The organism is Pseudomonas sp. ASL7 (assembly GCF_056680375.1).
Genome location: NZ_CM155279.1, coordinates 5,362,553 through 5,375,548, shown reverse-complemented (window position 1 = coordinate 5,375,548; position 12,996 = coordinate 5,362,553). Strand labels below are relative to the sequence as shown.

General features: G+C 60.6%; 12 protein-coding genes and 1 pseudogene. 12 read left to right on the top strand and 1 reads right to left on the bottom strand.

What is annotated here, in order from left to right; translation table 11 throughout:
* Positions 1-85 precede the first annotated feature (85 nt).
* Positions 86-859, bottom strand: a complete 774-nt coding sequence (locus AC1MDT_RS24815) for a hypothetical protein (RefSeq protein ID WP_480419387.1) — start codon at positions 857-859, stop codon at positions 86-88.
* A 231-nt stretch (positions 860-1,090) separates the two neighbouring features.
* On the opposite strand from AC1MDT_RS24815, the gene cbiE reads away from it, so the two are divergent.
* From cbiE to urtD, 12 genes and pseudogenes are all read left to right on the top strand, one after another.
* The gene (cbiE, locus tag AC1MDT_RS24810) at positions 1,091-2,302 is read left to right on the top strand and encodes a precorrin-6y C5,15-methyltransferase (decarboxylating) subunit CbiE (RefSeq protein WP_480419386.1); all 1,212 of its coding nucleotides are present in this window, start codon (positions 1,091-1,093) and stop codon (positions 2,300-2,302) included.
* Positions 2,295-3,392, top strand: coding sequence for a cobalt-precorrin-5B (C(1))-methyltransferase (locus tag AC1MDT_RS24805; protein ID WP_480419385.1), 1,098 nt, complete (start codon positions 2,295-2,297; stop codon positions 3,390-3,392). The genes cbiE and AC1MDT_RS24805 overlap by 8 nt, the downstream gene beginning before the upstream one ends.
* Positions 3,389-4,123, top strand: a complete 735-nt coding sequence (locus AC1MDT_RS24800) for a cobalt-precorrin-6A reductase (RefSeq protein ID WP_480419384.1) — start codon at positions 3,389-3,391, stop codon at positions 4,121-4,123. Before AC1MDT_RS24805 ends, AC1MDT_RS24800 begins: the two co-directional genes overlap by 4 nt.
* Positions 4,124-4,418: 295 nt before the next feature.
* Positions 4,419-4,817 carry a DUF2946 domain-containing protein gene (locus AC1MDT_RS24795; RefSeq protein WP_480419383.1) on the top strand — a complete coding sequence of 133 codons (399 nt, stop codon included), beginning with the start codon at positions 4,419-4,421 and terminating at the stop codon, positions 4,815-4,817.
* Positions 4,818-4,865: 48 nt separating this feature from the next.
* Positions 4,866-5,345, top strand: coding sequence for a copper chaperone PCu(A)C (locus AC1MDT_RS24790; protein WP_480419382.1), 480 nt, complete (start codon positions 4,866-4,868; stop codon positions 5,343-5,345).
* A gap of 21 nt (positions 5,346-5,366) precedes the next feature.
* Positions 5,367-5,816, top strand: coding sequence for a DUF2946 domain-containing protein (locus AC1MDT_RS24785; protein WP_480419381.1), 450 nt, complete (start codon positions 5,367-5,369; stop codon positions 5,814-5,816).
* A gap of 191 nt (positions 5,817-6,007) precedes the next feature.
* Positions 6,008-6,192 (top strand): annotated as a pseudogene (locus AC1MDT_RS24780) (hypothetical protein); the annotation flags it as partial.
* Positions 6,193-6,378: 186 nt separating this feature from the next.
* Entirely contained in the window at positions 6,379-7,758 is a 1,380-nt protein-coding gene (locus AC1MDT_RS24775; protein WP_480419380.1) for a PepSY-associated TM helix domain-containing protein, read from the top strand.
* Between the two features lie 340 nt (positions 7,759-8,098).
* Positions 8,099-9,364 (top strand): urea ABC transporter substrate-binding protein, encoded by a 1,266-nt coding sequence (urtA, locus tag AC1MDT_RS24770; RefSeq protein ID WP_480419379.1) that lies wholly within the window; start codon positions 8,099-8,101, stop codon positions 9,362-9,364.
* 132 nt (positions 9,365-9,496) lie between these two features.
* Complete coding sequence (urtB, locus tag AC1MDT_RS24765; protein ID WP_480419378.1) at positions 9,497-10,999, top strand: urea ABC transporter permease subunit UrtB; 1,503 nt, start codon at positions 9,497-9,499, stop codon at positions 10,997-10,999.
* Positions 10,999-12,078, top strand: a complete 1,080-nt coding sequence (urtC, locus tag AC1MDT_RS24760) for an urea ABC transporter permease subunit UrtC (protein ID WP_480419377.1) — start codon at positions 10,999-11,001, stop codon at positions 12,076-12,078. Before urtB ends, urtC begins: the two co-directional genes overlap by 1 nt.
* Entirely contained in the window at positions 12,075-12,944 is an 870-nt protein-coding gene (gene urtD / locus AC1MDT_RS24755) for an urea ABC transporter ATP-binding protein UrtD (protein ID WP_480419376.1), read from the top strand. The genes urtC and urtD overlap by 4 nt, the downstream gene beginning before the upstream one ends.
* The last annotated feature ends 52 nt before the right edge of the window (positions 12,945-12,996 follow it).

The window sequence follows — 12,996 nt, the reverse complement described above, 5'->3', positions numbered from 1 at the left end:
CAACGGGGTATGAAAAGCTTGTCGGACAACGAGCGCATTAACGCCTCCGGTTACCCGCCACTCTCGAATGAACGCTCGAGCCTTCTCACATCCGCAGGAGATAGTCGCGGCTGCGCTCTGTGATTTTGGCCCGCATCGCGGTGGCCACCCCGTCGAAGCGCTTGCGGTCCAGGGTGAACGTCCCGAAGTGCTGAATCAGCGTGACGTCATGCTCCAGCCACTTTACGAACAGAAACTGCTCCGGGTTCACAGCGGCCAAATACCATGAATGAATCAGCATGAGCGTCAGTCCGCCGCGGGCATCATAGGCGCAGGGCATGGTTTGAAATTGTCGCCCCCGCTCTCTCCCGCTGGTTTGTGCCAATAGCATGGATGCCTGCAGATTGCCTTTCAACGCCTCGAACGACTCCATCGCTGCGGTGTACATAGGCCCACTGGCTTGTGGTTTCAGTGTGTCGAGGATTGCATGGGTAATGGGTTCGTACAGAACAGTACGTCGGCTTTCGAGCATGACGGGACGCTGATGAATCCAGCCAAGGTGCCAGAGCCCCAACGTGTAATGTTGCAACCACTCATACCACTCGGTTTCCCGGTCATACTTTGTGTCCGTGTATTGTTCCAGATAAAGCGCACAGTCCAGCACACTTTGTTCATCGTCTTCGGAGACGACTCCGGCGACAGAAACAATCGTGCTGCCCGCAATGGTTGCCCGAGTATGGATGGAGGCTGTGCGGGGCTGAGCGACTGCCAGCGAGCGCGGTGTGACTGGCGCTACATAATCGTCAGATGCCGAGGGCATCAGGCCCAGAAAGTCCAGGCGTTGTTCCACTGTTGGAAAGTCGGTAGATAGATCGAACATAAAATTCCTTTTTATGTAGTTTGATTAGTTAATCTCAACACGAATGAACACCTCAAATTAACCAGATACTCTCCACGCCAACAATCGGCGAAGTAACTCAGGATATTTAATCTCGCGCAGACACGTTAATGACTGACCCGCCATACATTCCAGTACGGCCGAGGTATCATTGCGCGCAGGCCCGAACCCGGTTGCAACCAATGCTGTGGGTCATTTTTTCAAGGAGCAGGCATGACGCCCTGGCTGACGGTAGTAGGCATCGGTGAAGACGGTTTCAAAGGGCTGGGTAAAAACGCCCGGCACGCGCTGTTGCGTGCATCGCGGATTTTCGGCGGTCAGCGGCACCTGGATTTGCTGCCCCCGTGCCTTCGTGCCGAGCGCCAACCGTGGCCCAGCCCGTTCTCCCTCGATCCACTGTTGGCCCTGCGTGGCGAGCCGGTTTGCGTACTGGCCAGCGGCGACCCGATGTTCTTCGGTGTCGGCGCCAGCCTGGCCCGGCAATTACCCGGCGACGAAATGCTGATCCTGCCGGCGCCCTCCTCTTGTTCCCTGGCTGCCGCGCGAATGGGCTGGCCGCTGCAAGAGGTAGTGACACTTTCGGTAGTCGCCCGTCCCATCGCCGCGCTGAATGCGCACCTGTTCAGCGGTGTTCGTCTGCTGGTGCTCAGCAACGATGGCGAAAGTCCTGCCGCGATTGCCGCGCTATTGCGTGAGCGCGGGTTCGGACCCAGTCGCCTGAGCGTGCTGGAACACTTGGGCGGCGAGGCTGAACGACGCCTCGATAGCGTTGCCAACGAATGGACCGATCCGGCCATTGCCGACTTGAACCTGATCGCCATCGAATGCATCGCCGAACCGAACACACCACGCCTGTCACGACTGGCCGGCTTGCCGGACTCGGCCTTCAAGCATGACGGTCAGTTGACCAAACGCGATGTGCGCGCAATCACCCTCGCCCGCCTCGCCCCGACACCCGGCGAACTGCTGTGGGATGTCGGCGCCGGCAGCGGTTCGATCGGCATCGAATGGATGCGCGCCCACCCGAGCTGCCGGACGCTGGCCATTGAGGCGGATGAAGGTCGACAGCAGTTGATCGAGCACAACCGCGATGAACTCGGCGTGCCCGGTCTGCAATTGATTCGCGGCAGTGCGCCGCACGCCCTGGCCGGCCTCGAACGCCCGGATGCGATCTTTATTGGCGGCGGGGTCACCCGCGAAGGCGTGCTGGACGCCTGCTGGGCCCAACTCAAACCCGGCGGCCGACTGGTCGCCAACGCCGTCACGCTGCAAAGTGAAATGACCCTGATGGCCTGGCGCGAACAGCATGGCGGTGAGCTGACGCGTATTCATATCGCTCAAGCGCAGCCGCTGGGGGATTTCGATACATGGCGTCAGGCACTGCCGATTACCTTGCTGGATGTGGTCAAAGCCCTCGATGCGTGACGAAACCGCCGAACAACCCGCGCCGCTGCGCAGCGGCCTGACCACCGGCAGCTGCGCCACCGCCACCAGCCTCGCCGCTGCTCGCTTGTTGCTCAGTGGCGTGAGCTCGGACGCCGTGGAAATCATCCTGCCCAAAGGCAAGCAGGTGCCGATGCGCCTGGAGTTCTGTCGGCTGACGCACGACGGTGCCGAGGCCGGAACGATCAAGGACGCTGGCGACGATCCAGACGTGACCCACGGCGCCCTGCTCTATTCCCAGGTACGCCTGAGTGCCGAACCAGGGGTCCGTTTCAGTGCCGGACGTGGCGTCGGCACGGTCACCCGACCGGGTTTGGTACTGGGCGTCGGCGAACCGGCGATCAACCCGGTGCCGCGCAAGATGATCACCGATCACTTGACCCTGCTGGCCAAGGAATTCGATTACGGCGGCGGTTTCGAGGTCACGGTGAACGTCGAAGGCGGCGAAGCACTGGCGCTGAAAACCATGAATCCACGGCTGGGCATTCTCGGTGGCCTGTCGATCCTCGGTACCAGCGGGATTGTCCGGCCGTTTTCCTGCGCGGCCTACATCGCCTCGATCCACCAGGGCATTGATGTGGCAACAACCAACGGTTACCTGCACATCGCCGCGTGCACCGGCAACGCCAGCGAAGACACCATGCGCCGCGTCTACGCGCTGCCGGAAATCGCCCTGATCGAAATGGGCGACTTCGTCGGCGCCGTACTCAAACATTTGCGCAAAGTGCCTGTGGATAAACTCAGCCTGTGCGGTGGCTTCGGCAAGATCAGCAAACTGGCGGCCGGGCACATGGATTTGCACAGTCGGCATTCGAGCATCGACCTGCCGCAGCTGGCGGAGTGGGCGGCGGCGGTCGGTGCCGATGAACCCTTACAGCAAGCCATCCGCGAAGCCAACACCAGCCAGCAAGCCCTGGCGATGGCCAGCGCGGCAGGAATCGCCCTCGGCGATACGGTGTGTCAGCACGCGCTGGATTTCGCCCGCAGCGTGGTACCGGCGCAGGTTCAGGTTGAAGTGTTTGCCATCGATCGCCAGGGCGGGATTGTCGGCCACGCAGGAGCTTTTCAATGAAACGCATTTTGTTGCTCGGCGGCGTGACGGAAGCCCTGGCCATCGCCCGGACACTCGGGCCCGATCACATCTATAGCCTGGCCGGAGTCGGTCGCGTGCCAGCCGATCTGAACTGCCAGGTACGCGTCGGTGGCTATGGCGGCGCCGAAGGGTTGGCGCAATTCATCCGTGATGAAGGGATCGACCTGCTGCTGGACGCGACCCATCCTTACGCGGCACAAATCAGTCAGAACGCAGCGACAGCCGCCCATCTGGCGGCTATTCCATGCTGGGCACTACGGCGCCCGGCCTGGCAACCGCAAGCCGACGATGACTGGCGCGAGGTCAGCGACTGGGCGGAGTTGATTGAAACACTGAAACCTTTTCGGCGACCGCTGTTCACCCTGGGACGCGAACCATTGCAGCACCTGCACGAAATCCCGCCGGAGCAATTCTGGACCCTGCGTGCACTGGACGTTTATCCGGGCAACGAGCGCTGTGAAGTCATCGGCGCGCGCGGGCCGTTTCTGATCGAGGATGAACGTGAGCTGTTTGAGCGGCGGCAGATTGATGCGCTGATCAGCAAGAACAGCGGCAGCACCGCGACCGAGCCAAAACTGGAAGTGGCACGGGAGCGAGGGGTGCCGGTGATTGTGTTGAAGCGGCCGGTATTGCCGGGGGTGGATCGGGAGTTTGGGTCGGTGACAGATGTGCTGACGGCCCTGATGGAAAAACCCGCACCTAACCTGTAGCAGCTGGCGAAGCCTGCGTTCGGCTGCGCAGCAGCCGTAAAAATCTCACACCACGATCTTGCAGGTAATCCGTGGCGTCAGGATTTACGACTGCTGCGCAGCCGGACGCAGGCTTCGCCAGCTGCTACACAATAAGCGGAGCACCACACGGCACTGGCAATTCGAAATCAACGACTATCATGAAGGTTATGAGAGCCTTGTGCTGCGACACCACACCGCATGCCGCTTTTTTACTTATCGGCCCTGATCAGGCTAAATAGCCGCGCCTGATCGCCCACCCAACCGGATTTGTCCCATGTCCCGACAACGGCTCGCAATTGCCTGGATAGCCTGCGTCGCAGTGCTGTTCAACATGCTCGCCATGCCGATGACCGGTGCGATGGCACAGACGGTGAAATCGCCGACCGAACAGTTGTTGTGGGGCAGTTTCTGCACCTCCAGCGGCACGAAGATGGTGGCGATCTCGCTGGGCGACATCGAGCAAAAGGCCCCGCAGGGCGACGAACATTCCAACATGCAGCATTGCTGGTGTTGCTCCGGCTCCGCGTCGTTAATGGCGCTGCCCGGGCATGTGCCGCAGCTGTATTTCGCGCACTTCGAGGCCAATCGAAGCTTGCCCGCCGCCTCTCTCGATACACCGACACCGCGCCAGCAATGGCCCAGTCTTAATCCCCGCGCATCCCCTCTGGTGTGATTCTTTCTCGCAATTGACCTGCGTCTTGAATCGTTCTGGAGAACTGCCATGTTGAACAAACTCATCGTTCTGGCGGCGTTGCTGGTGCCTGCCTGTTTTGCCAATGCCCACGAATACAAAACCGGCGAGCTTGAAATCGCCCATCCTTGGTCGCAGGAATTGCCACCCAATGCGCAGACCGTCGCGGCGTACTTTGTGATTACCAACAAGGGCAAAACCGCCGACCGGCTGCTCAGTGTCGACTCGCCGATCGCAGGCGCCGCCGAGTTGCACGAGCATGTGATGCAAGACGACATGATGAAAATGCAGCAGGTGCCGAGCGTCGAAATCCCGGCCGGAGGCACCGTCACGTTTGCGCCAATGGCCTATCACGTGATGCTGCTGGAACTCAAAGACCGCAGCCTGCTGAGCGACGGCAAGCGCTTCGCGCTGACGATGCATTTCGAGAAATCCGCAGACGTAACGGTCGAGGTCGCGGTGCAGAAAACGGCGCCTGACGCCATGCAAGCGCACATGCACACGCCGTAATCATCCGCACTGAAAACGCCCGTGCGCCCGTTTAGCGCCAGGTCATCCGCCTCCCGACGTCAGCCATTGAGCCTGACCCGCGGCAGCTGGATCAGCCTGTTCGCCATGTTGATGATCTTTATCGGCCCGCTGATTTCTCAGTCGATGCCGATGGATCAGCGCAGCTCCGCTTTGATGAATGCCTCCATGAGCATGTCGATGGACATGAGCATGGACATGTCGGCGATGGAGCACGGCGCGCAAGCCGCCGCCGAGCACTGCCCGTCCAAAGCCTCCCATCATGCGCTCTGGGAAAAATGCGGTTATTGCAGCCTGCTGTTCAATTGCCCGGCACTGACCGGCGGGGTGACATTCACCGCTTTCAACACCTCGCCCACTAACACTTTCACCCCCCCTTCCCCCCGTCTGGGCCACGCCCGGCAAACCTTCTTCCCCGGCGCCCGCACCCGCGCCCCGCCCATCGTCGCGTAAACACCCACCTCAGATCTCACACGGTCCGCAAGACAGCCGAAGCAACTTGTGGGAGCGAGCCTGCTCGCGAAGAGGGACAGTCAGTCAGCATAAATGTCGTCTGGCATACCGCTTTCGCGAGCAGGCTCGCTCCCACAGGGGTTGCGCAGGCTGCCGGCCGTGTCGTTTACGACTGTTCGATGGAAATTGTAATGTCCAGGTTTTCTGCTGACACACGCTTGAGCCCTGCCCAAGCGTTCTTTGCCCCGAACGAATCCAGTATTCGTTTCAGGCACGCCTCCGCCGTCCTTTGAGTGAAGAACTGAGCCCGACGGTGATCACCGCCATCGCGCCAAGCTCGCCGCTAACGATCGTCACTAACCCCAAGGACCCGCAGGCCATTAAAGAACCGGGTCGAACGCTCTGGACCAGAGTGGACATGAGTTTCTAACAAGAGAAAGTCAAAAGATCGCAGGCTACGCCAGCTCCTACATTGGAGCGCGTACACCCTGTAGGAGCTGTCGAGTGAAACGAGGCTGCGATCTTTTCAAGACAAATTGAATCGCCAAGCGGAGCACAACCGATGAAACAACCCAAACCGAATTTCTACAACCTGGCCTGGCGCTGGCATTTCTATGCCGGTCTGTTCGTCGCGCCATTCATGGTGATGCTGGCCCTGACCGGCATCATTTACCTGTTCAAGCCACAGCTCGACCCGTGGATGTACGACAGCTTGATGAACGTCCCCGCCGGGCATCACAGCGTCCCGGCCGACGACCTGCTCAAGCGGGTGAAAGAAGCGTATCCACACGCAACGATCAAACAGTACCTGCCACCGGTCAATGCAGAGCGCAGCGCGCAATTTGTCGTGCTCAATGGCGGCAGCGAACTCAACGTGTTCGTCGATCCGTACCACGGCGACATCCTTGGCGAGCAAGATGCGAAGAAGAATCTGCAGGCCGTTGCGCGAGCGATTCACGGTGAATTGATGATCGGTACGGTTGGTGATCGACTGGTCGAACTGGCCGCCGGCTGGGCCGTGGTGCTGGTGGTTTCCGGCGTATTTTTGTGGTGGCCACGCGGGCAAGCCGCCGGCATATTATGGCCACGGCTGAACAGTCGCGGGCGCGTGCTCTGGCGTGACCTGCATGCCGTCACCGGTTTCTGGGGCGCCACTTTTCTGCTGCTGATGCTGCTCAGTGGCATGACCTGGACCGGGTTCTGGGGACAGAAATACGCGCAAGTGTGGAACGTGTTTCCGGCGGCTATGTGGAACAACGTGCCCACGTCTGACCTCGAGGCGCGGACGCTCAATACCGCCACTCGCCAGACCGTGCCATGGGCGATGGAAAACACACCGATGCCAATGTCCGGCGACCACGCCGAACACATGTCCCACGGCGGCGCACAAGCCGGCCCTGCCGCACCGACCATCAGCCTGCAAGACGTGCAGAACATCGCCGAACAGCGCGAGGTCGAACCGGGTTACAGCATCACCTTGCCAACCACCGCCACCGGCGTGTTCACCATCGCAGTGTTCGCGGATGACCCGCGCAACGACGCCACGTTGCATGTCGATCAGTACACCGGCGATGTCCTCGCCGATGTGCGCTGGGAGCATTACGGCACCGTCGCCCGCGTCACGGAAACCGGCGTGATGTTGCACGAAGGCAAGATGTTCGGCGCTTTCAATCAGATCGTCGTGCTGCTGATCTGCCTGATGATTTTGCTCAGCGCGATCAGTGGTGTGGTGATCTGGTGGAAGCGTCGGCCACAGGGCAAATTCGGTGTCCCGCCGCTGCGTCACAACCTGCCAAAATGGAAAACGGCGATGGTCATCATGTTTGCCCTGGCGGTGGCGTTTCCGTTGGTGGGGGCTTCGCTGATCGTCGTATGGCTGCTGGATCGACTGCTGCTGTCGCGCCTCACCCGGCAAACCGAACCTGCCTCGACTTCATCGTAAAACACGTTCCGCACTTACTGCCCCGCTCCCACAGGCGTCCCCCCCTGTGGGAGCGAGCCTGCTCGCGAAAGCGGTGTGTCAGCCAATATGATGTGACAGACCCACCGCTTTCGCGAGCAGGCTCGCTCCCACAAGTGATCACTGTTGACCGCCCCAATGTGGCGCATCGCCTCGCACCACCGCGCGTGACGCGGCCCTTCATGGTGCGCTGCCAAATAGCGAAACCGCTCTAACACGACATTTTCCTGCCTTTCGCCGACCGGGCACAGCCCTTGCTAAAGACCCTTCAGTAGTCCGCATCTGCCACCCAGAAAATTCATAAGTTCATGGAGATCGCACAATGAAGCGTCGCAGCTTGATCAAGGCTTTCACACTCACGGCAAGCATTGCCGCGATGGGCATGACCTGGACCGTCCAGGCCGCCGAGACCATCAAGGTCGGTATTCTGCATTCGTTGTCCGGCACCATGGCGATCTCCGAAACCTCACTCAAAGACATGGCGTTGATGACCATCGACGAGATCAACGCCAAGGGTGGCGTGAATGGCAAGATGCTGGAACCGGTGGTCGTCGACCCGGCATCGAACTGGCCGCTGTTCGCCGAAAAGGGCCGTCAGTTGCTGACCCAGGACAAGGTGGCCGTGGTGTTCGGCTGCTGGACGTCGGTGTCGCGCAAATCGGTATTGCCGGTGTTCGAAGAGCTCAACGGCCTGCTGTTCTACCCGGTGCAATACGAAGGCGAAGAGATGTCGCCGAACGTGTTCTACACCGGCGCTGCGCCGAATCAACAGGCGATCCCGGCGGTGGAATACCTGATGAGCGAAGAAGGCGGCAGCGCCAAGCGTTACTTCCTGCTGGGCACCGACTACGTCTACCCGCGCACCACCAACAAAATCCTGCGCTCGTTCCTGCACTCCAAAGGTGTGGCGGACAAAGACATCGAAGAGGTCTACACCCCGTTCGGCCACAGCGACTATCAAACCATCGTGGCCAACATCAAGAAATTCTCGGCCGGTGGCAAGACTGCGGTGATCTCCACCGTCAACGGCGACTCCAACGTGCCTTTCTATAAAGAGTTGGCTAACCAGGGTTTGAAAGCCACCGACGTTCCCGTCGTGGCATTCTCGGTCGGTGAAGAAGAGCTGCGTGGCATCGACACCAAACCGCTGGTGGGCAACCTCGCGGCGTGGAACTACTTCGAGTCCGTCGAGAACCCGACGAACAAGAAATTCGTCGCCGACTGGAAAGCCTACGCCAAGAAACACAATCTGCCGGGTGCCGACAAAGCGGTGACCAACGACCCGATGGAAGCCACATACGTGGGCATCCATATGTGGGCGCAAGCGGCGGAGAAAGCCAATTCCACCGACGTCGACAAAGTCCGCGAAGCCCTGGCCGGCCAGACCTTTGCCGCGCCATCGGGCTACACCCTGACCATGGACAGCACCAACCATCACCTGCACAAACCGGTGATGATCGGCGAGATCCAGGCAGACGGCCAGTTCAACGTGGTATGGCAAACAGAAGGACCGATCCGCGCCCAGCCATGGAGCCCGTTCATTCCGGGTAACGACAAGAAGCCTGAGTATGCGGTGAAGAGCAACTAAGCCACCCGACGTAATCCCCTGTGGGAGCGAGCTTGCTCGCGATGACGGTGGGTCAGACAACATCCCTGTTGATTGATAGACCGCTATCGCGAGCAAGCTCGCTCCCACATAGTCCGAGCAAGGCGACTCTCTATGCCCACTGCCCTTTACCGCCTCATCCTCGCCATCGCATTGCTGTTACCGATGGCGGTACAGGCCGGTGACGCCGAAGACTTCATCGCGGCCAATCCCGTGCAGCAAGCCAAACTTCTGGAAGCCTGGGCCGCGCAGCCCGAGCCGGCCCGCATCGAACTGATCAAAGCCCTGCAACAAGGTGAGTTGACCCTCGACGGCCAGCCGAAAACCCTGCGCCTGAACAACCGCCTGCGGGGCCTCATCGACACCGCACTGGCCAGCCACCAATTGCTCGCCGCCGACGCCCACCTCCGCCTGGCCGCTGCCCAGCAATTGCAGAAAAGCGCAAAACCGGCGCAGCTTGCCTTCCTCGACCGGCAGCTGGAGGGCGAAAAAGATGAAAACGTTCACGCCGCCCTGAGCCTGGCACTGGCCAATCTGCAACTGGTAGACACCACCCCCGCCGTGCGCCTCGCCGCTGTGCGTCTGCTCGGTAAAACCGGCGATCCATTGGCCCGCACTCGCCTCGAAAGCCTGCTTGAACCGGGCGTCGAAACCGACGTCACCGTGCGCACCGCCGCCGAAACCAGCCTGGCGCAAGTCAAACACAAACTGCTGATCGGCGAGATCCTCGGCGAGGCGTTCAGCGGCATGTCCCTCGGTTCGATCCTGCTATTGGCAGCGCTGGGGCTGGCGATCACCTTTGGCCTGCTCGGCGTCATCAACATGGCCCACGGCGAGATGCTGATGCTCGGTGCCTACTCGACGTACGTGGTGCAGTTGATGTTCCAGCGCTTCGCCCCGCAAGCCATCGAGTTCTACCCGCTGATCGCCTTGCCGGTGGCGTTTTTTGTCACCGCCGCCATCGGCATGGCGTTGGAACGCACGGTGATTCGTCACCTCTATGGCCGGCCACTGGAAACCCTGCTCGCCACCTGGGGCATCAGCCTGATGCTGATTCAGCTTGTCCGATTGATGTTCGGTGCGCAGAACGTTGAAGTGGCCAACCCGGCGTGGTTGTCCGGCGGGATTCAAGTGCTGCCCAACCTTGTGCTGCCGTACAACCGCATCGTCATCATCGCGTTCGCCCTGTTCGTGGTGGTGCTGACCTGGCTGTTGCTGAACAAAACGCGCCTCGGCCTGAACGTCCGCGCCGTGACCCAGAACCGCAACATGGCCGCCTGCTGCGGTGTGCCGACCGGGCGTGTGGACATGCTTGCGTTCGGCCTCGGCTCGGGCATCGCCGGCCTCGGCGGCGTAGCGCTGAGCCAGATCGGCAACGTCGGCCCGGATCTCGGCCAGAGCTACATCATCGACTCGTTCCTGGTGGTGGTGCTCGGCGGCGTCGGCCAGTTGGCCGGCAGCGTACTGGCCGCTTTCGGCCTCGGTATTGCCAACAAAATTCTCGAACCGCAGATCGGTGCCGTACTCGGAAAAATCCTGATCCTCGCGCTGATCATTCTGTTCATCCAGAAGCGTCCGCAAGGTCTCTTCGCACTGAAAGGACGGGTGATCGACTGATGAACCAGCCTCTAATGCTCACGGCCACGCAAAAGGCCGGCCCCAAAGTCACGATCGCGCTGGGCACGGTGATTCTCGCTCTGCTGCTGGCGTTGCCGTTGCTGTCGCTGATGTCGCCGGACAGCGCGCTGCATGTCTCGGCTTACACGCTGACGCTGGTGGGCAAGATTCTTTGCTACGCCATCGTCGCCCTCGCGCTGGACCTGGTCTGGGGCTATGCCGGCCTGCTGTCCCTCGGCCACGGTTTGTTCTTCGCCCTCGGCGGCTATGCGATGGGCATGTACCTGATGCGCCAGGCCTCGGGTGATGGCTTGCCGGCGTTCATGACCTTCCTGTCATGGACCGAATTGCCGTGGTACTGGACCGGCACCAGCAGCTTCCTCTGGTCGATGTGCCTGGTAGTGTTGGCGCCGGGGTTGCTGGCGTTGGTGTTCGGGTTCTTCGCCTTCCGCTCGCGGATCAAAGGCGTGTACTTCTCGATCATGACCCAGGCCCTGACGTTTGCCGGGATGCTGCTGTTCTTTCGCAACGAAACCGGGTTCGGCGGCAACAACGGTTTCACCAACTTCCGCACCATTCTTGGCTTTGGCATCACTGAACCAGGGACTCGCGCAGTGCTGTTTTTTGCGACAGTACTGTTGCTGGTGGCAAGCCTGTTCATCGGTTGGCGCTTGGCACAGAGCAAGTTTGGCCGGGTCCTGACCGCGCTGCGCGACGCTGAAAACCGTTTGATGTTCTGCGGTTACGACCCACGCGGTTTCAAACTGTTTGTCTGGGTGTTGAGCGCGGTGTTGTGCGGTTTGGCCGGCGCGCTGTACGTGCCGCAAGTCGGGATTATCAACCCGAGCGAAATGTCGCCGACCAACTCCATCGAGGCCGCCGTCTGGGTGGCGCTCGGTGGTCGCGGCACGCTGATCGGTCCGCTGCTCGGTGCCGGCGTGGTCAATGGCATGAAGAGCTGGTTCACCGTGGCATTCCCCGAGTACTGGCTGTTTTTTCTCGGGGCGCTGTTCATCGTCGTGACCCTGTACCTGCCCAAAGGCGTGATCGGCCTGCTGAAAAAAAGGGGTGAACAATGAGAGTGACTGCGACGGCTGAATTCATGCTCGAACCGGCCTTTTTTCCAGTGGACCCGAACAAGGACGCAGGCTCCAGCCGCGACGCCATCGGCCTCGGCCAACGCGCCAGCCCCGGCCTCAACACCCGCCACGGCACCCTCCTGACCCTGGAAGACATCAGCGTCAGCTTCGATGGTTTCAAGGCGCTGAACGATCTGAACCTGTACATCGGCGTCGGCGAATTACGCTGCATCATCGGCCCCAACGGCGCGGGCAAGACCACGCTGATGGACGTGATCACCGGCAAGACTCGCCCCAGTCACGGCAAGGCCTGGTTCGGTGAAACCCTCGATCTGACGCAGATGAGTGAAGTGCAGATCGCCCAGGCCGGTATTGGCCGCAAGTTCCAGAAACCGACGGTGTTCGAAGCCTTGAGCGTGTTCGAAAACCTCGAGCTGGCGCAGAAAACCGACAAGTCGGTGTGGGCCAGCCTGCGTGCGCGCCTGAGTGGCGAACAGAAGGATCGCATCAGCGAAGTGCTGGAAACGATTCGCCTGACCACCTCGGTCAATCGCCCCGCCGGTTTGCTTTCCCATGGACAGAAGCAGTTCCTGGAAATCGGCATGTTGCTCATGCAGGACCCGCAATTATTGCTGCTCGACGAGCCGGTGGCGGGCATGACCGACGCCGAAACCGAATTCACCGCTGAACTGTTCAAGCGCCTGGCGGGCAAGCATTCGCTGATGGTAGTGGAACATGACATGGGCTTCGTCGGCGCCATCGCCGACCACGTGACCGTGTTGCACCAGGGCAGCGTGCTGGCCGAAGGGTCGCTGGAACAGGTGCAGGACAACGAGCGGGTGATTGAGGTTTATCTCGGTCGCTGATTGCTACCTGCAGGAGCGAGCTCGCTCGCGAAGAACCTTGGGGCGACACGTT